This is a genomic window from Rhizobium phaseoli, from assembly GCF_001664385.1.
Lineage (GTDB): Bacteria > Pseudomonadota > Alphaproteobacteria > Rhizobiales > Rhizobiaceae > Rhizobium > Rhizobium phaseoli.
In genome coordinates, this window is sequence record NZ_CP013532.1 from 3,839,385 (window position 1) to 3,857,992 (window position 18,608).

General features: G+C 63.1%; 13 protein-coding genes and 3 pseudogenes. 9 read left to right on the forward strand and 7 right to left on the reverse strand.

Annotated elements, in window-relative coordinates; translation table 11 throughout:
• Positions 1 to 340 precede the first annotated feature (340 nt).
• Positions 341 to 1,429: a DUF475 domain-containing protein gene (locus AMC88_RS18490; RefSeq protein ID WP_041683770.1), complete on the forward strand. Its 1,089-nt coding sequence runs from the start codon at positions 341 to 343 to the stop codon at positions 1,427 to 1,429.
• A 67-nt stretch (positions 1,430 to 1,496) separates the two neighbouring features.
• On the opposite strand, the gene AMC88_RS33690 is transcribed toward AMC88_RS18490, so the two are convergent.
• The 5 genes from AMC88_RS33690 to AMC88_RS18510 form a co-directional block, all read right to left on the reverse strand.
• Positions 1,497 to 1,667, reverse strand: a complete 171-nt coding sequence (locus tag AMC88_RS33690; RefSeq protein ID WP_010022899.1) for a hypothetical protein — start codon at positions 1,665 to 1,667, stop codon at positions 1,497 to 1,499.
• A 150-nt stretch (positions 1,668 to 1,817) separates the two neighbouring features.
• The gene (locus AMC88_RS18495; RefSeq protein ID WP_004677843.1) at positions 1,818 to 3,335 is read right to left on the reverse strand and encodes a tripartite tricarboxylate transporter permease; all 1,518 of its coding nucleotides are present in this window, start codon (positions 3,333 to 3,335) and stop codon (positions 1,818 to 1,820) included.
• 86 nt (positions 3,336 to 3,421) lie between these two features.
• Positions 3,422 to 3,913: a tripartite tricarboxylate transporter TctB family protein gene (locus AMC88_RS18500; protein ID WP_012485214.1), complete on the reverse strand. Its 492-nt coding sequence runs from the start codon at positions 3,911 to 3,913 to the stop codon at positions 3,422 to 3,424.
• Positions 3,910 to 4,854, reverse strand: coding sequence for a Bug family tripartite tricarboxylate transporter substrate binding protein (locus AMC88_RS18505; protein WP_012485215.1), 945 nt, complete (start codon positions 4,852 to 4,854; stop codon positions 3,910 to 3,912). Before AMC88_RS18505 ends, AMC88_RS18500 begins: the two co-directional genes overlap by 4 nt.
• Before the next feature lie 255 nt (positions 4,855 to 5,109).
• Complete coding sequence (locus AMC88_RS18510) at positions 5,110 to 6,156, reverse strand: ABC transporter substrate-binding protein (protein WP_041683771.1); 1,047 nt, start codon at positions 6,154 to 6,156, stop codon at positions 5,110 to 5,112.
• 369 nt (positions 6,157 to 6,525) lie between these two features.
• Between AMC88_RS18510 and AMC88_RS18515 the strand changes: the two genes are divergently transcribed.
• Positions 6,526 to 8,394 (forward strand): adenylate/guanylate cyclase domain-containing protein, encoded by a 1,869-nt coding sequence (locus AMC88_RS18515; protein WP_012485218.1) that lies wholly within the window; start codon positions 6,526 to 6,528, stop codon positions 8,392 to 8,394.
• A gap of 6 nt (positions 8,395 to 8,400) precedes the next feature.
• Positions 8,401 to 8,573 (forward strand): annotated as a pseudogene (locus AMC88_RS33190) (response regulator); the annotation flags it as partial.
• Between the two features lie 40 nt (positions 8,574 to 8,613).
• On the opposite strand, the gene AMC88_RS18520 reads toward AMC88_RS33190, so the two are convergent.
• Positions 8,614 to 9,099 (reverse strand): nucleoside/nucleotide kinase family protein, encoded by a 486-nt coding sequence (locus AMC88_RS18520; protein ID WP_064825636.1) that lies wholly within the window; start codon positions 9,097 to 9,099, stop codon positions 8,614 to 8,616.
• A gap of 64 nt (positions 9,100 to 9,163) precedes the next feature.
• Positions 9,164 to 9,329: pseudogene (locus AMC88_RS32160) on the reverse strand (IS3 family transposase); the annotation flags it as partial.
• Here AMC88_RS32160 and AMC88_RS18525 point away from each other — a divergent pair.
• The 6 genes and pseudogenes from AMC88_RS18525 to AMC88_RS18550 form a co-directional block, all read left to right on the forward strand.
• Positions 9,317 to 9,583, forward strand: a pseudogene (locus AMC88_RS18525) (adenylate/guanylate cyclase domain-containing protein); the annotation flags it as partial. The pseudogenes AMC88_RS32160 and AMC88_RS18525 sit on opposite strands and share 13 nt — an antisense overlap.
• Positions 9,584 to 9,659: 76 nt before the next feature.
• A complete protein-coding gene (locus tag AMC88_RS18530) occupies positions 9,660 to 10,337 on the forward strand; it encodes a response regulator (RefSeq protein WP_012485219.1) in 678 nt (225 codons plus the stop codon).
• Positions 10,334 to 11,716 (forward strand): sensor histidine kinase, encoded by a 1,383-nt coding sequence (locus AMC88_RS18535; protein ID WP_012485220.1) that lies wholly within the window; start codon positions 10,334 to 10,336, stop codon positions 11,714 to 11,716. The genes AMC88_RS18530 and AMC88_RS18535 overlap by 4 nt, the downstream gene beginning before the upstream one ends.
• 110 nt (positions 11,717 to 11,826) lie before the next feature.
• Positions 11,827 to 15,150: a transglutaminase family protein gene (locus tag AMC88_RS18540; RefSeq protein ID WP_012485221.1), complete on the forward strand. Its 3,324-nt coding sequence runs from the start codon at positions 11,827 to 11,829 to the stop codon at positions 15,148 to 15,150.
• Positions 15,151 to 15,197: 47 nt separating this feature from the next.
• A complete protein-coding gene (locus tag AMC88_RS18545) occupies positions 15,198 to 17,615 on the forward strand; it encodes a circularly permuted type 2 ATP-grasp protein (protein WP_012485222.1) in 2,418 nt (805 codons plus the stop codon).
• A complete protein-coding gene (locus AMC88_RS18550) occupies positions 17,612 to 18,499 on the forward strand; it encodes a transglutaminase family protein (protein ID WP_041683773.1) in 888 nt (295 codons plus the stop codon). The genes AMC88_RS18545 and AMC88_RS18550 overlap by 4 nt, the downstream gene beginning before the upstream one ends.
• Positions 18,500 to 18,608 lie beyond the last annotated feature (109 nt).

Here is an 18,608-nt window from a genome sequence, read left to right on the forward strand (position 1 = left end):
CCTTTTCAGCTCAACCAGAGCTTAACGAGCGGGCGCCGGGATGGTTCCCAAAAAATCGGCCGATCGACCTGCGACGACGGCCTTGACTGCGCCGGGAAGTTGATTACCTAGAGCCTGTCCGCAGCCTTCCAGACATCGGCTGCGGGCAACGTTTGGTGCCGGGCCCCTCTGGCGAGAGTTTTTACGGCGCTCTCGTGATGTCGGTACCGCCTGCAGCTTAGCCGGCGGATTTTTCATCGATGAAAATGCTCACCATGCCTTGCCAGCATGCCCGTTGTGGCATGCCGCGTTTTTCGCTCTCAAAGCTCTCCAACAAGATTTGCGGCCGGGAGGTGCGGCCATGAATCAATCTGCAACCCATAAATCCTCGCTCGGCTATTTCCGCTGGGCTTTCATCGTCACCGCGCTCGGCCTTGTTCTCGGCGCCGTGCTCGGCTGGCAGACGACCGGCACCATCGGCGGCATGGCGACCGTCTTCTTCATCTGCACCGTGCTTGCGGTGCTCGAGATCTCGCTGTCCTTCGACAATGCCATCGTCAATGCCAACAAGCTGAAGGAGATGACGCCGCTCTGGCAGAAGCGCTTCCTCACCTGGGGCATCATCATTGCCGTCTTCGGCATGCGCATCGTCTTTCCGCTGGCGATCGTCGCGATCGCGGCACGGATCGGTCCCTGGGACGCGCTGGTGCTGGCTGCCCGCGAGCCCGAAGAATATGCCCGCATCATGAACGATGCGCATCTGCCGATCGCCGCCTTCGGCGGCACCTTCCTGATGATGGTCGGCCTCAGCTATTTCTTCGACCACGAGAAGAAAATCCATTGGCTGCGCGGCTTGGAAAAGGTGATGGCGCGCTCGGCGACCATCAGGGGCATCGAGATCGCCTTCGTGCTGGCGCTGATGCTTGTTTTCTCCTGGTTGATCGGCGGCGAGGAAGCCAGCATCTTCGTCCATTGCGCCATCTACGGCCTGCTCACCTTCCTGGCGGTCGAGGTCGTCGGCGAGCTGCTCGATGCGTCGCAGCAGACGATGAGCGCGGCCGCCAAGGGCGGCCTCGGCGCCTTCATCTATCTGGAGGTGCTGGATGCCAGCTTCTCCTTCGACGGCGTCATCGGCGCCTTTGCCTTGACGCAGAACCTCTTCGTCATCGCCATCGGCCTCGGCATCGGCGCCATGTACGTGCGCTCGATGACGATCATGCTGGTGGAGAAGGGAACGCTTGCCGAATACCGCTATCTCGAGCATGGCGCCTTCTATGCCATCCTGATCCTCGCAGTGATCATGTATGCGCAGACCCTGGTGCACATCCCCGAGGTGATCACCGGCCTTGGCGGCGCCGCCCTGATCGGCCTGTCGCTCTGGTCATCCATCCGCCACAACAGGCGCGAGCGGGAAGATCACGCGCCCCGGCAGGAAGAACTTCACGCCTGACGATATCAAAAAAAAGCCCGCGACCATCCGGTTGCGGGCAGTTTCGTTCATGCATGCCTTGAAGATTTCAGCGGCTGACCTGATCGAAAGAGGCCGGGTCGATGCCGAGTTCCCTGAGGTCGCGGGCGCGCGGCCGGCGGCCGGCTTCGACAGCGGCGCTGACCGCATTTGCGGCGCCGAGCACGGCAAATGCACGGCCAAGGAAACCGGTGCGGATTGAACTGCGGATAGCGGACATTGTGTTTTACTCTCGTTCTACGATTGACCAGCTGTAAGTGGGGCCGTCCGTCCCGCAGCACAATGCACGGAAAATCACCTCAGCCATGCAAAAAGAAGAAGCCGGCGCATGTCTCCATGGCCGGCCTTGAGGCAGGGGTAAGTCTGTCTTTTAGTCTTCGTTTGCCGCCAGCTGCGCAAGCACCTGTCCGCGGCCCCGCAGCCGCAGGATCAGCGGGATAAGGAAGGCGGCTGCGGCGACAATGAGCAGGCCGGCGGCGATCGGCGACATGACCAGCGTCGTGACGTCGCCCTGGCTGATCGCCAACGCCCGGCGCAGCTGCTGTTCGGCAAGCGGCCCGAGGATCAGGCCGACAACCGTCGGCGCAATCGGATAGCCGAAGAGCCGCATCACGTAACCGAGCAGGCCGAACGCCAGCAGCATGCCGAGCTCGAACACCGACGGATTGGCACCGATCGTCCCGAGCGTCGCAAACAGCAGAATGCCGGCATAGAGCCACGGCTTCGGGATCGTCAGCAGCTTTACCCAGAGCCCGATCATCGGCAGGTTGAGGACGAGGAGCATCGCATTGGCGATGAGCAGGCTGGCGATCAGACCCCAGACGAGCTGCGGGTTGGTGGCAAACAGCAGCGGCCCGGGCTGCAGCCCATATTGCTGGAAGCCGGCCAGCATGATCGCCGCCGTCGCCGTCGTCGGCAGGCCGAGCGTCAGCAGCGGCACCAGCGTCCCAGCCGCAGACGCGTTGTTCGCCGCCTCCGGGCCGGCCACGCCTTCAATCGCGCCATGGCCGAACTCCTCGGGGTTCTTGGCCAGCCGCTTTTCCGTCGCATAGGAGAGGAAAGTGCCGATTTCGGCGCCGCCCGCCGGCATGGCGCCGATCGGAAAGCCGATCAACGTGCCGCGCAGCCACGCCTTCCACGAGCGCGCCCAGTCCTGCGCGTTCATCCACAGCGAGCCCTTGACGGCTTCGACCTTGTCCTCGCCCCGGTTGCCCTGCGCGGCGATATAAAGCGTCTCGCCGATTGCGAACATCGCCACCGCCAGCGTCGTCACTTCGATGCCGTCGAGCAGGTCGGGTATGCCGAAGGAAAGCCGGGCCTGCCCCGTCTGCTGGTCGATGCCGACCATGGCAAGGGCAAAGCCGATGAACAGCGAGGTCAGCCCCCGCAGCGCCGAATCGCCGAAAGCCGAGGAGACGGTGACGAAGGCGAGCACCATCAGTGCGAAATATTCACGCGGTCCGAAGACCAGCGCCAGCTTGACGATATAGGGTGCGATGAAGGCGAGCCCGAGTGTCGCAATCAGGCCGGCGACGAAAGAACCGATCGCCGCCGTCGCCAGCGCCGGCCCACCACGCCCGGCCCGCGCCATCTTGTTGCCCTCGAGCGCCGTGACGATCGAGGCGCTTTCGCCTGGCGTGTTCAAGAGGATCGAGGTCGTCGAACCGCCATACATGCCGCCATAATAGATGCCGGCGAACATGATCAGCGAACCGCCGGGGTCGAGTTTATAGGTGGCGGGCAACAGCAACGCCACGGTGAGTGCAGGTCCGATGCCGGGCAGCACGCCGACGGCAGTGCCGAGCGTCACGCCGACCAGCGCATAAACCAGGTTCATCGGCTGCATCGCAACCAGGATCCCCTGCCATAGGAATTCGAATGTGCTCATCTTGATATCCCAAGCGCGTTCCCGGCCGTGCGTTACCCGATCCGGCGCTGCGCAAAATCAAAAGTGCCGACAGCGCATCCGCGCTGTCAGAAGAACAGGCGTTCGAGCGGGCCGGCCGGCAGCGTCAGCTGCAGCAGCTGCGAGAAGATCGCCCAGACGACGAAGCTGAAGACGATGCCGAACGGCAGCGAGATCCAGAGCTTGCGTTTGCCGAAGCCGCGTGCCGTGAATGCAAACAGCAGGCCGGTGGCGATCGAGAAGCCGGCAAGGCGCAAGAGCAGCATTTGTCCGACAAGACCGGCAACGATCCAGATGACCGGCGCCACTTCCTGCCGATCGCGTTCCGGAAACTCGCCGCGCCAGGCTTCGGCGACGGTCCAGATCCCAAGACAGAATAGGCCGAAGGCCACCACTTCGGGCATCGTTGCCGGGCCGATGCGGTCGTACTGCGCGATTGTTTTCAGATGCGATGCATCCCAGAACATCACGCCGGCGACGACAAAGAGGAAAGCGGCAATGATGAACGCCGCCCAATCAGGGCGGCGTGTGGTTGCCGAGGAGGTGTTATCCCCGCTCATTGAACAAGTCCGATCTCTTTGAGAATGCCTTCGGTGGCGGCGACATCCTTTTCGAGTTGCGCCTTGAAGGCGTCTCCGGACAGATAGGTGTCGGCCCAGCCTTTGGTCTTCAGAGTTTCCTGCCAGGTGGCGGAGCCGTGCAGTTTCTCGAAATCGGAGGTGATGGCCGCGACCTGCTCTGCCGACAGGCCGGGGGCAGCGGCGACCATGCGCCAGTTCTGGATGCTGACATCGGTGCCGGCTTCCTTCAGCGTCGGCGCATCAACGCCGTCGATGCGCTTGTCGCTGGAAACCGCGAGAAGACGCAGCGTGCCAGCTTTCACCTGCGATTCGAACTCGCTGTAGCTCGATACACCGGCTGTAACCTGACTGCCGAGAATGGCGGCAAGTGCTTCGCCGCCGCCGGAAAAGGCGACATAGTTGATTTTGGTCGGGTCGACGCCGGCGGCCTTGGCAATCAGCCCGACGGTGATGTGGTCGGTGCCGCCGGCCGAGCCGCCGCCCCAGGAAACGGCGCCTGGATCCTTCTTCAGCGCCGCGACCAGATCGGCCATCGTCTTGATATCGGACGAGGCGGGAACGACGACGGCCTCATATTCGCCGGTAAGGCGAGCAATCGGTGTGACGTTCTTGAGCGTCACCGGCGACTTGTTGGTGAGGATAGCGCCGACCATGACATAGCCGCCGACGATCAGCGAGTTCGGGTTGCCGGCGGCCTGGCTGCTGAACTGCGCCAGCCCGATGGTGCCGCCGGCGCCGGGGACGTTCTGGACCTGGACGTTGCCGGAAATCTTCTCCTGCTGCAGCGCTGTCTGCAGCGAACGAGCCGTCTGGTCCCAGCCGCCGCCGGGCGCAGCCGGCGCGATGATGGTGTAGTCGGCCGCATAGGCGGGCAGAGCGATCGCCGCTGCGATGATGGTTGCGATGAACGTATGCTTCACGATGTGTCCTCCGTCGGCGGCTGAGCGCACCGCCTGTTATTCTCCAGGGAATCGGGAGGGGTAGCCGGCCGGCGGACACAGTTGTCCTGAATGACGAGCGGAAGACCTCCCAAGACTTCAGTTCTCCGCCTCCACGGAGAAGAAGTAGCCAAAGCCACCACAACAAGCTGTCATCTAGCTGACATCGGCCAGATATCCAGGAGGAAAGGACACTTTTTTGCCGTAATTGCACGCGTCGTCTTCGCTGGGAGCCTTTCACTGCGCCCGCAGGACCTCGTTCCAGTGCGCGATCAGCCGCGCCCGCTTCACCTGGTCGAGATAGACCATCAGCCCGGGGCTGACAGGCACTGGCCGAAGTTGGGCGCCGAGCAGCTCCTGCAGCGTATTGGCAGTATTCTCGCCGGCCACCTCGGGACTCACCGCGGGGATCTGCAGCTCACGCGCCATGATCGTCTGGCCCTCTTTCGACATGAAGAAGGTAAGGTAGCGGCGACCGAGCTCCGGCTCGGCGGCAGCCTGCGGCACCAGCCCGATCCGCGACATCACCACCGTATAGTCCTTCGGCAGCACGATGCCGACATCGGGATGCCGCGACGCCCAGTCGGCGGCGTAGGAGCCGAGGATATTGTAGCCGAGCACGAAGCGCCCGTCGGCAACGCGTTCGAGGATCGCCGAGCTCGTCGAGTAAAGCTTGACGCCGGCCGCGCCCATCGCGCCGATCACCGACCAGATGTCGCCGAATTGCTCCTGGTCGCGCGCCATGAACAGAAAGCCGACACCGGACCGCTCGATATCGTAGGTGCTGATCCGGCCATAGACCGCATTGCCCTTGCGCTTCAGATAGTCGACGAATTCCGCCCGCGAACTTGGCACCGGCTCATGCGCGAAGCTCGGCTTGTGATAGACGAAGACCGCCGGCTCGAAGGTCAGCGCATAAGCGGTGTTGCGCCAGTTCGCCCATTTCGGCCAGGCGGCGCTCATCGGCAGATTGCTGACCTGCGCATAGCCGTCATTCGAGAGCTTCACCTGCAGGTCCATCGCCGAGGAGAAGGCAAAATCCGCCGTCTTGCCGCCGGCATCCGTCTCCCCGACGATCCGGTCGTAGATTTCGCCGGTCAGCATGTCCTCATACCTGACCGCGACATCGGGATTGGCCTCCTGAAAACCCCGGATCATCGGCTGCGCCAGCGGCTGGTCGAGCGAGGAATAAACGGTCAGCACCGGCGCCCCGGCCCTGCCCGATTTCGCCGGATAGAAGGTCTGATCGGCCAGGGCAAAGCCCGGCCAGAACGCCAACAACAAAATGAAAATTCTCCTCATGCCGGAACAATGCCCGAGCGTGCGGGTGGGAGCAAGGGCGCGCTGGAGCAAGCCCCCTCGATCAGGCCAGCGCAACTCGGTAACTCATCGCTTTCGCTGCCGACAGGCAGGCTTTGACCGAGCCGTCTATTTCGTCTCCGCCAACGAGAACCCTTTTTCACCACAAAGGATTAGCAATCAAAGCCGTCCTTCACCCCTTTAGAGTATTGATGAAGACCCGCGACGATATATGGTCGCGCTACCGCGTCAAAACGTCGAAGCGGCCCGAATTTTGTTTTTGGGCGACGACTGTGCGCGACGAAAAACTCTGAAAATAGCTAGGTTATTCCAGGAAGATCCATGGGAGGGGTCATGGAACGACGACTGAGCGCTATTCTCGCTGCGGACGTCGTCGGCTATAGCCGACTGATGGGCATCGATGAGTCAGGCACGCTGCAGGCGCTGAACCGCCATCGGTGCGAGCTGGTCGATATCCGGATTTCGGACTACAAGGGCCGGATCGTCAAACTCACCGGCGACGGCATCCTTGCCGAATTCCAGAGCGTGGTGAATGCGGTCGCCTGCGCCGCCGAGATCCAGCGCAGCATGTCGGCCCGCAACGAGAACGTTCCCAAGGATGAGCTCGTCGAATTCCGCATGGGCATCAATCTCGGCGATGTCGTCGTCGAAAACGGCGACATTTTCGGCGACGGCGTCAATCTTGCCGCCAGACTCGAGCGTATCGCCGCGCCGGGCGGCATCGCCGTTTCCGCCTCGGTCCGCGATCAGGTCGGCTCGCGCCTCAATCTCGGCTTCGAATTCATCGGCGAGCACATGCTGAAGAACATCCGGCAGCCGGTGCAGGTCTATACCGTCACCCTTGCGCCGCCCTCTTCCGCCAGGCTCATCGCGCAGAACCGCAATACCTGCTTCATCGCGGTGCTGCCCTTCACCAATATGAGCGGCGACGCCGACCAGGATTATTTCTCCGACGGCATCACCGAAGACATCATCACCGATCTCTCCAAGATCTCAAGCCTGCACGTCGTACCGCGCAATACGATCTTCACCTATAAGGGCATATCGGTGAAGTTGAAGCGGCTCGCCCAGGAACTCGGCGTGCGCTATGTGCTCGAAGGAAGCGTGCGCATCTTCGACAAGCGCGTGCGCATCTCCGGCCAGTTGATCGACACCGCGAATGGCGATCATCTCTGGGCCGAGCGCTACGACCGCGACCTCACCGACATCTTCGCCATCCAGGACGAGATCACCCATGCGATCGTCGGCCAGCTGAAGGTGCGCCTGCTGCCGGAGGAGAAGAAGGCGATCGCCAACGAACCGACCGCCAATGTCGAGGCCTATACCTATTATCTCCGGGGCCGCCAGCTTTCCCATACCTGGACGAAATCCTATCTGCAGCTCGCCAGACGGATGTTCTGCAAGGCAGTCGAGCTCGATCCGGACTATGCCCGCGCCTATGCCGGCATCGCCGATTGCGACGCCGCGATCCGCGACTGGGCACCCGACGATGTGCCGCTCAGACGCATCCTCGAGATGAGCGCCCGCGCGCTGGCGCTCGATCCCGATCTTCCCGAAGCCCATGCCTCGCACGGTCTGGCGCTGCACCAGAGCGGCTACGATGATCGGGCGGCGGCGGCCTTCGAACGTGCCCTGACGCTCGACCCGAACCTCTTCGAGGCGAATTTCCATTATGCCCGGTTCTTCTTCATGCATGGAAACTTTGCCGAATGCGTTCATTATTTCACCCGAGCCGCCGAAATACGCCCTGACGACTACGTCTCGCCAATCCATCTGATGGCCGCCTACCATTCGCTCGGCCGTTGGGTGGATAGGGAAAACTGGGCGCGCCTCGGTCTGCTGCGCGCCGAACGCGCGCTGAATCTCAATCCGGAAAATTCCGGCCCGGCCCATCGCGGCGCGCTGGCGCTTGCCCATCTCGGCGATGCGGCGCGCGCACGCGACTGGGCGGCGCGGGCGATCGCCATCGATCCCGACGACATTGTTGCCCAGTATAATCTCGCCTGCGTCTATTCCGTCCTCGGCGACCTCGACCAGGCAATCGACCTGTTGGAGAAGCTGCTGCCGAACAGCTCCGTCTACCATATCAAATGGTTCAACAATGATTCCGACCTCGACAACATCCGCGACGACCCGCGCTTCCAGAAACTGCTGGCCGCCGCGATGACGCAGCGCGAACGGATCGAGAGGACGGCCAGTTGAAAGCGCCTCGCCGCCGAAAATTTCGATCCGGTGATCCTTGACCTCAACCTGCCCAAGATGGATGGGGCTAGATGAGCTGCGCGCCACTGCGCGCCCGACAGAGCCAGGCCACCGCCCTCATCCTGACAGCACGCGGCACGCCGGAAGAGCGGGTGAAGGGTCTTGATCTCGGCGCCAACGCCCCCTATGCATCCAAGTCACATTTGACCTGGTTTGCTCCTATTCAGTGTTGATGCCTGCGTTTAGTGTCACGCAAAAACGCGCAACAGCAACATCCATCTCCGCAATTATCAGTTCATACACCAATCGGGCACTCTTGGCGCCACCGTATGCAGCTCTCAACGTAAGATCAATTATTTCCTGCGGTGAGTTAGCCATTCGAAAAATTGGAGCCACAAGTCGATCATATCCGTCCTTGTTCCACTCAGTGTCACTTTGATCGTCAGATTTTGCTATTTCATCTTCCAGTTCGCTATCAATTCGCCGCTTTGCATCGGACAGCATTCGTAGGACTTCCTCAAGGTCTCCTTGCTCGATTGGTCTCTTTTGATCCCTCATCCGAGACTTTGCGCGTCTCGCGATATCCTGTAACTCCTGTTTAGCCGCCATAGCAGCACCCATGGCAGCGTTGAACTTTTTCGATGGAATCCGCAGGATTTCGGGTGATGGGTCCGGCTCTGCTTTGCGTCGTAGGAAACCAAGCATTGTCTGTTCTCTCGTTCAAGGGCTGTGAACCGCCCCCGGTTTGACGGAGACCGTTTGGTTTAAGTTATGCGGCCATGACTGGCGCGTCCAGCATGGCGTAGTATCGTTCTTCCGGCTTCAGCTGGTGGAATGTTGCCGATGGGCTCCGGAAGCTGGCAGTTGTTGAATCAGCCGATCCATTCGAGGGTGGCGAACCTCACGGCTTCGAAGTTGCGCCACGGTCCTCGTCGAGCTCCGCCCCGACGATTATGTCTCGCCGATCCATCTGATGTCTGCCTACCGCTCGCTCGGCCGTGTGCTTGATACGGAAAACTGGGCGCGCCTCGACCTGCTGCAGAAGCTGCTGCCGGACAGCTCCGTCTACCATATCAAATGGTACGACAATGATTCCGATCTCGATAACATCCGCGGCGATCGCCGCTTCCAGCAACTGCTCGCCGCAGCGATGACGCAGCGCGAACGGATCGAGAGGACGGCCAGCTGAAAGCGCCTTTTCGTGGGCGCCGTTGACCGGCGTATCGGCACCTCTGTAATCTCGCTGAAAAACAGGGGAACCATCCGTGCGCATTCTGCTCACCGAAGACAATATCGCGCTGGCGGACGGCCTGTCGGCGATCTTGCGCGGCACGGGCCATGCCGTCGACGTCGTTCATGACGGCGCGTCTGCCAATGCGGTCATCGCCGCTGAAAATTTCGATCTTGTCATTCTCGACCTCAACCTGCCCGAGATGGACGGGCTCGACGTGCTGCGCGCCATGCGCGCCCGGCAGAACCAGGCGGCCGTTCTTATCCTGACGGCGCGCGGCACGCCGGAAGAACGGGTGAAGGGTCTCGATCTCGGCGCCGACGATTATCTGATCAAGCCCTTCGACATATCAGAATTCGAGGCGCGCGTGCGCGTGCTGCTGCGCCGCCAAGCCGGGCTGCGTTCGGCGACCGTCGGCTTCGGCGGCATTTCCTTCGACCTCACCTCCCGCACCTTCTCCGCCGGTTCCACCCCTCTCGACATTCCCGCCCGCGAACTTGGCCTGCTCGAAATCCTCTTCATGCGGGCCGGCAAGGTCGTCGCCAAGGAAGCGATCATCCAGTCGCTGACCGCTTTCGATGACGACATTTCCTCAAACGCCATCGAGCAATATGTCAGCCGGCTGAGAAAGCGCCTGTCGCCGCACGGCCTGACGGTCAAGACTGCCCGCGGCATCGGCTATTATCTCGACAAGCTGCCCGAGGCCCCATGAAGGCGGCCTATTCCCTCAGGCGCCGGCTGCTCTTCTGGCTGCTCGTCTCCACGGCCGTGATCGGCACGGTGGCGCTTGCCGACACCTATCGCGAGGCTGTGCAGACCTCGAACATCGTCTCCGACCGTGTTCTCGCCGGCTCGGCGCTCGCAATCGCCGAACGAGTCGTCGTTGCCGAAGACGGCACGCTGCAGGTCGATATCCCCTATGTCGCGCTCGAAATGCTGACCTCGGCCGCGCAGGACCGCGTCTTCTACCGCGTCGACGGCCCGCCGGGCCAGTTCATCACCGGCTACCAGGCTCTGCCAGTCCTGCAGAAGACGCCGAGCGGTGCAGCTGCCTTCGGCGATGGCAACTTTCGCGGCGAGCCGATCCGCGTCGCCACCCTCGAACGTTCCGCCTCGACCGGCATCCGCTCCGTACCCTTCGTCGTGACCGTGGCCGAAACCACCATTGCCCGCCGGCAATTGACCCAGGCGATCCTCGTGCGCTCGGCATTGCGTCTCGCCGTCATGATCGCCGGAGCGGCGGTCATCGTCTGGATCTCGGTGACGATGGCGCTCCGTCCGCTCTACAAGCTCGGCGACGCCATCGGCGAGCGCAGTCCTGATGACCTGCACCCGATCGAACAGACCGTGCCGCGCGAGGTCGAGCCGCTGGTCGATACGGTCAATTCCTTCATGGTCCGCCTGCAGTCGGCCCTCGATGCGCTGCGCCATTTCACCGGCAATGCCAGCCACCAGCTGCGCACGCCACTGGCGATCATCCGCACCCAGCTTGCTCTTTCGGCTCGGGCCGGCTCGCTTGACGAAGCTCAGGCGGCGGCGCTGAAAGGCGACCAGGCCGTCGCCCATGCCGAGCGCATCCTTGCCCAGCTTTTGCTGATGGCGAAGATCGACGCCGCCACGGCCAAGGAGGCGCTGACCGCCTCCGCCATCGATCTCGCCGCCCTCGCCCAGGAAATTACCGGCGAACAGATCCCGGCCGCCGCCGTCGCCGGCATCGATCTCGGCTTCGAAGGCGAAAGCCCGGCGATGATCCGCGCCGAGCCGCTGCTGATCGGCGAAATGCTGCGCAATCTTGCCGGCAATGCAATCGCCTATGCCGGCAAGGGGGCAGAAGCCACCGTCCGCGTCATCGCTGCCACCGAGACGATCCGCCTTGAGGTCGAAGACAACGGCCCCGGTATTCCGTGTGAAAAGCTGGAGGCGGTGCGCCGCCGTTTTTCGCGCGGCAATGAATCCGACGCGCCCGGCGCCGGCCTCGGCCTTCCCATCGTCGAAGAAATCGCCAATCTTTTCAATGCCGTCATGACGTTGGAGCCCGGAACGGGCGGCCGCGGGCTGAAGGTGGCCATCACCTTTGCCAGGGCGTCGTAAAAGCCGTCGCCACCTCGGCCTTTCCACCTTGCTTTCTTTCGCTGCATTGCACAGACTGGCTTTGGGAACAGCAAGACGCACGACGATGCGCGCCGGATAAAAAGAGAAATATGTCGATCAAAGCCAGCATCTATCATCTGACGCATTATATTTACGACAAGCCGGTTCGCCTCGGCCCCCAGATAATCCGGTTGAAACCGGCCTCGCATTCGAAGACGCGGGTGCTCAGCCACTCGCTGAAGGTCACGCCTTCCAACCATTTCGTCAATTTGCAGCAGGATCCCTACGGCAACTATCTCGCCCGCTACGTCTTCCCGGACCCGGTGACGGAGTTCAAGATCGAGGTCGACCTCGTCGCCGACATGACGGTCTACAACCCCTTCGACTTCTTCGTCGAAGAAGAAGCGACCAAGTGGCCCTTCGATTATCCTGAAACGATCCGCGAGGATCTGTCGATCTATATGACGCCCGAGCCGGCCGGCCCGCGCCTGAAGGCGCTGCTGCCGACGCTCGACTGGTCGCCGGGCCAGGCGACGATCGATATGGTCGTCGCTCTGAACGCCCGCCTGCAGCGGCAGATCGGTTATGTCATCCGCATGGAAGCCGGCGTGCAGACGCCTGAGGAGACGCTGGAAAGCGCCACGGGTTCCTGCCGCGACACCAGCTGGCTGCTCGTCCAGATTCTCCGTCATCTCGGCCTTGCCGCCCGCTTCGTCTCCGGTTACCTCATCCAGCTGACGCCGGATCTGAAGGCGCTCGACGGCCCCTCGGGTACCGAGGTCGATTTCACCGATCTGCATGCCTGGGCCGAGGTCTATCTGCCCGGCGCCGGCTGGGTCGGCCTCGACCCGACCTCTGGCCTCCTGACCGGCGAAAGCCATATTCCGCTGGCCGCCACGCCGCATTACCGCAATGCCGCGCCGATCTCCGGCGGTTACTTCGGCGAGGCCGAAACCGAATTTGCCTTCGACATGAAGGTCTCGCGCGTCGCTGAACACCCGCGCATCACCAAGCCCTTCTCCGACGACAGCTGGCAGGAGCTCAACGAACTCGGCGAAAAGGTCGACCGTGTTCTTGAGGCCGAGGATGTGCAGCTGACAATGGGCGGCGAGCCGACTTTCGTCTCGATCGACGATTTCCAGTCCGACGAGTGGAATACCGCCGCCGTCGGACCGACCAAGCGCGAAAAGGCCGACACGCTCATCCGCCGCCTGCGCGACCGCTTTGCGCCGAACGGCTTCCTGCACTACGGGCAGGGCAAATGGTATCCCGGCGAAAGCCTGCCGCGCTGGACCTTCTCGCTCTACTGGCGCAAAGACGGCCTGCCGATCTGGTCCAACGACAATCTCGTCGCCACCGAAGGCCGCAACTACCAGGTGTCGGAGGACGATGCCGGCCGCCTGCTGACGGCCATCGCCGGCGAGCTCGACCTTGCACCGGAATATGTCACGCCCGCTTTCGAGGATCCGGCGGAATGGCTGGTCAAGGAAGCGAGCCTGCCCGATAATGTCGACCCCTCGAATTCCAAGCTTGAGGATGCCGAGGAACGCAGCCGCATCGCCCGCGTCTTCGATCGCGGACTGACGCGCCCGACCGGCTACGTGCTGCCTGTCCAAGCCTGGAATGCGCGCGCCAGCGGCCGCACATGGACGAGCGAGAAGTGGTCGACGCGGCGCGGCCGCATCTTCCTCGTGCCGGGCGACAGCCCGGTCGGCTATCGCCTGCCGCTCGATTCGCTCGCCTATATCCCGCCTTCGCGATATCCCTATATCAATCCGCTCGATCCCTTTGTTGAGCGGGCCGAACTGCCGGATTTCGGGCAGGATAGCGGACGCGCGCTGCAGGCAGCGCACTTCCAGCCCTTCAACGGCCAGCAACCGATCACGCCACAATCGGCCAACGAGATCGGCGGCCATGTCCGCACCGCGCTTTCCGTTGAACCCCGCGACGGCCGCCTCTGCATCTTCATGCCGCCGACGGAAACACTTGAAGATTATCTCGATCTTGTCGCCTCGGCCGAACGCGCGGCCGCCGCATTGGATCTGCCCGTCCACATCGAAGGCTATCCGCCGCCGCAGGACGAGCGCATCAACGTCATCCGCGTCGCTCCCGATCCCGGTGTCATCGAGGTCAACATCCACCCGTCCTCGACATGGAGGGATACGGTCGACATCACCACGGCGATCTATGAGGAGGCCCGCGCCAGCCGACTCGGCGCCGACAAGTTCATGATCGACGGCCGCCATACCGGCACCGGCGGCGGCAACCATGTCGTCGTGGGCTCCGCCAATCCGAACAACAGCCCTTTCCTGCGCCGTCCCGATCTCCTGAAGAGCGTCGTCCTGCACTGGCAGCGTCATCCCTCGCTGTCCTACCTGTTCTCCGGCCTCTTCATCGGCCCGACCAGCCAGGCGCCGCGCATCGACGAGGCCCGTCATGACAGCCTTTACGAACTGGAGATTGCCCTGGCTCAGATCGCGCCGCCCGGCCGCGGCCAAAAGCCTCTGCCCTGGCTCGTCGACCGCCTGTTCCGCAACCTGCTGACCGACGTCACCGGCAATACCCACCGCGCCGAGATCTGCATCGACAAGCTGTTCTCGCCCGACGGTCCGACCGGCAGGCTCGGCCTCATCGAGTTCCGCGGCTTCGAGATGCCGCCGAACGCGCGCATGTCGCTTGCCCAGCAATTGCTGGTGCGCGCGCTGATCGCCCGGTTTTGGACAAACCCCGTCGACGGCAAGTTCGTCCGTTGGGGCACGACCCTGCACGACCGTTTCATGCTGCCGCATTTCGTCTGGGCCGATTTTCTCGACGTGCTCGCCGACCTTCGCGAAAACGGCTTCGATCTCAGCCCCGAATGGTTCAAGGCGCAGCTCGAATTCCGCTTCCCCTTCTGCGGCGAAGTCGAATATGAAGGCTCGAAGCTGGAACTGCGCCAGGCGCTGGAACCCTGGCATGTCATGGGCGAGCAAGGCGCGATCGGCGGCACGGTGCGCTATGTCGATTCGTCGGTCGAGCGCCTCCAGGTGCGGTTCGAAACCAGCAACACGGCCCGCTACACGGTCACTTGCAACGGCCGCATCCTGCCGCTGACGCCGACCGGCACCTCCGGCGTATCGGTCGCCGGCGTCCGCTACAAGGCATGGCAGCCGGCCTCGGGCCTGCACCCCGTCCTGCCGGTCAACACGCCTTTGACATTTGACATTTATGATACATGGTCGAAGCGTTCGATCGGCGGCTGCATCTATCATGTTGCCCATCCGGGCGGCCGGACCTATGACACCTTCCCGGTCAACGGCAACGAGGCGGAAGCAAGGCGGCTCGCCCGGTTCGAGCCGTGGGGACATACGGCGGGCGGCTATATTCCGCGCGCCGAGACGGGTTCGCCGGAATTCCCGCTGACGCTGGATCTGCGGCGGCCCGCCGGAATTTGAGCGGGCCGAGGCCGAGGGCTGAGACCGGGGTTGGGATGTGAGTTTTGATGGGTAAAAGGCCCGCAGCGGAGCGTAGGGGTGAGGCAGAGGATCGCATCGGCAAGGATGCGGCCTTCGACTATGCGCCGCTTCCCGGCACCGCCGACGAGATGGTCGACAACGATGGCGTCGTTCGCCCTGTCTGGCAGCGTTTCCTCTCGCATCTGAGTGCGATGCCGGAAAAGGATCTCGCCGAACGTTTCGCCCGGGCCGACCGTTATCTCAGGGATGCCGGCGTCTTCTACCGCGCCTATGGCAGCAAGGGCACCGGCGAACGCGCCTGGCCGATCTCGCATATTCCAGTGCTGATCGACGAGCGCGAATGGCAGGCGCTGTCGGCGGGCCTGGTCCAGCGCGCCGATCTCCTGGAAGCGATCGTCGCCGATATCTATGGCGACAACCGGCTGGTCGAGGAAGGGGTCCTGCCGCCGGCGCTGATCGCCGCCAATCCGGAATTCCAACGCCCGCTCTCCGGCATCAGACCGGCATCCGGCCACTATCTGCATTTCTGCGCTTTCGAGATCGGCCGCGGGCCTGACGGCAACTGGTGGGTTCTCGCCGACAGGACGCAGGCGCCGTCGGGCGCCGGTTTCGCGCTGGAAAGCCGCGTCGCCACCACCCGAGCCTTCTCGGATATCTACGCCGAAACCCCGGTCCACCGCCTCGCTTCCTTCTTCGGCGCCTTCCGCGACGCGCTGCAGGACATGAAGCATTCCGGCGACGACCGCATCGCCGTGCTGACGCCGGGCCCGGCCAACGAGACCTATTACGAACACGCCTATATTGCCCGTTATCTCGGCTTCATGCTGCTCGAGGGCGAGGATCTCACTGTCGTCAAGGGCCGCGTCATGGTGCGCACCGTCGCCGGCCTGAAGCCGATCGGCGTGCTCTGGCGCCGTCTCGATTCTGCCTTCGCCGATCCGCTGGAACTGAACCAGAATTCGCATATCGGCACGCCCGGCCTCGTCGAAGCCTTGCGCACCGAAAGCGTCACCATCGTCAATGCACTCGGCACCGGCATTCTCGAAACCCGGGCGCTTTTGGCCTTTATGCCGACCATCTGCCGCCGTCTGTTGGGGCAGGATCTGCGGCTGCCCTCGATTGCGACCTGGTGGTGCGGCCAGGAGGAAGAGCGCGAGCACGTCGCCAAGAATATCGAGAAGATGGTGATCGGCCCGGCCTATTCCCGGGCGCCCTTCTTCGACGACGACGGCCAATCCGTGCTCGGCTCGTCGCTGCGGGCAACCGCCAGGGATTCCATCACCGACTGGCTGAGTTCCGACGGTCCCAAATTGGTCGGCCAGGAGGTCGTCACACTCTCGACGACGCCCGCCTGGGTGGACGGTAAATTGGTGCCGCGGCCGATGTCGCTGCGCGTCTTCGCCGCCCGCACCGCCAACGGCTGGCAGATCATGCCCGGTGGTTTTGCCCGCATCGGCTCCGGCGCTGATGTCGCGGCGATCGCCATGCAGTCGGGCGGCGCGGCCGCCGATGTCTGGATCGTCAGCGACAAACCGGTCGAGCGCCACACGCTGCTGCCGGCCGAAGGCAGCTTCACCCGCAACATGCCGGGCAGCCTGCCCAGCCGGGCGGCCGACAACCTGTTCTGGCTCGGCCGCTACATTGAACGCGCCGAAGGGGCGTTGCGCATCCTGCGCGCCTGGCATGCGCGATATGCCGAGGCCGCCGATCCGAGCCAGCCGCTGCTTGCCGACGTCTCGGCCTATCTCGCCGCCGTCGATATCGATACGGCGGAAGCCGTGCCGGAAACGCTGCTGCGCAACATCGACAGCGCGGTTTATTCGGCGAGCAACATCCGCGACCGTTTCTCGCCGGATGGCTGGCTGGCGCTCAACGATCTCGCCAAGACCGCGCGCCGCTTTCGTGTCACCGTCTCTGCAGGCGACGACGCCAGCCATGCGATGACGATCCTTCTGCGCAAGCTTGCCGGCTTTGCCGGCCTTGTGCACGAGAACATGTACCGCTTCATGGGCTGGCGTTTCCTCTCGCTCGGCCGCTATATCGAACGCGGTCTGCACATGACCCGCCTGCTCGGCCACATGTCCGGCCCGGAGGCGCCCGACGGCGCGCTCGACATGCTGCTGGAGATCGGGGACAGCGTCATGACCCACCGCCGCCGCTACAACGTCAACACCGCGCGGCTGACCGTCACCGATCTGCTGGCGCTCGATCCGCTCAACCCGCGCTCGGTGCTCTTCCAGGTGAACGAGATTCACCACGAGGTCGAGCAACTGCCGAATGCCCTGATCAACGGCCAGATGTCGCCCTTCTACCGCGAGGCGATGCGGCTTCATTCGGGCCTCGCGGTGATGACGCCGGAGGGCATGGGGCCTGAGGTCTATCAGCGGTTCGAACGCGAACTGGAGCAGCTTTCCGACCTGCTCGCCCAGACCTATCTCGGGTGACGGCAGTGCTTTACGACCTCTCGCTCCGCATGGGTTACAGCTACGACGTGCCGGCCTCCGGCGCTCGCCACGTCATGCGCCTGATGCCACTGTCGCTGACCAACCGGCAACGCTTGGTCGCCGGATCGATCACCATTTCGCCGACGCCGGACGAACAGTCGCATTTCGTCGATTTCTTTCAACACCCCGCCACCTCTTTCATGCTGCGCGCACCACACGAGGCGCTCGACATTCGCATGCAGGCCCGCGTGCAGGTGGAAAGCCAGCCGATCGCCGCCGATTTCTCGCCGCTGCTTGCCGACCTGCCGGAGGAGATAGCAGGCATCTGGTCGCTGGCGCCGGATTCGCCGCACCACTTCCTCGGCGATAGCCCGCGCCTGACGCAAACGCGCGAGATCGCCGACTATGCACGGGGCTGCACCAAGCCCGATCTCACGGCGATGCAGATCGCCCATGCGCTCTGCACCCGCATCAACAAGGACTTCACCTACGATCCCGACGCAACGACGGTCGACACCACGCCGCTCGAGGCGTTCAAGCTGAAGCGCGGCGTCTGCCAGGATTTTACCCACATCATGATCCTGGCGCTGCGAAGCCTCGGCATTCCGGCCGGTTACGTCTCCGGTTTCCTGCGCACCATTCCGCCACCCGGAAAGGAACGGCTGGAAGGGGCGGATGCTATGCATGCCTGGGTCAGGATCTGGTGCGGCGAAACGATCGGCTGGATCGAGCTCGACCCGACCAACGACATCGCCGCCAGCATGGACCACATCGTCGTCGCCTATGGGCGCGACTATGCCGACGTGGTTCCCGTCATCGGCGTATTGAAAAGCTATGGCGGTCAGCGCGCCGTCCAGGCGGTCGATGTGATCCCGCTAAAATAAGCCAATCCCAAAACTGGAAAAAACCGTCGATTCGCTAAAATTTGATTGACGCCGTAAGGGCGCCGTAAAGAAGCAGCGTGCGTTAATCACCTCACAGGGTTTCCAGTTG

Bases quoted from the DNA above. Each gene is read 5' to 3' on its own strand.
- AMC88_RS18490 (WP_041683770.1), top strand. From the start codon at position 341: ATGAATCAATCTGCAACCCATAAATCCTCGCTCGGCTATTTCCGCTGG.
- AMC88_RS33690 (WP_010022899.1), bottom strand. From the start codon at position 1,667: ATGTCCGCTATCCGCAGTTCAATCCGCACCGGTTTCCTTGGCCGTGCA.
- AMC88_RS18495 (WP_004677843.1), bottom strand. From the start codon at position 3,335: ATGAGCACATTCGAATTCCTATGGCAGGGGATCCTGGTTGCGATGCAG.
- AMC88_RS18500 (WP_012485214.1), bottom strand. From the start codon at position 3,913: ATGAGCGGGGATAACACCTCCTCGGCAACCACACGCCGCCCTGATTGG.
- AMC88_RS18515 (WP_012485218.1), top strand. From the start codon at position 6,526: ATGGAACGACGACTGAGCGCTATTCTCGCTGCGGACGTCGTCGGCTAT.
- AMC88_RS18520 (WP_064825636.1), bottom strand. From the start codon at position 9,099: ATGCTTGGTTTCCTACGACGCAAAGCAGAGCCGGACCCATCACCCGAA.
- AMC88_RS18535 (WP_012485220.1), top strand. From the start codon at position 10,334: ATGAAGGCGGCCTATTCCCTCAGGCGCCGGCTGCTCTTCTGGCTGCTC.
- AMC88_RS18540 (WP_012485221.1), top strand. From the start codon at position 11,827: ATGTCGATCAAAGCCAGCATCTATCATCTGACGCATTATATTTACGAC.
- AMC88_RS18545 (WP_012485222.1), top strand. From the start codon at position 15,198: ATGGGTAAAAGGCCCGCAGCGGAGCGTAGGGGTGAGGCAGAGGATCGC.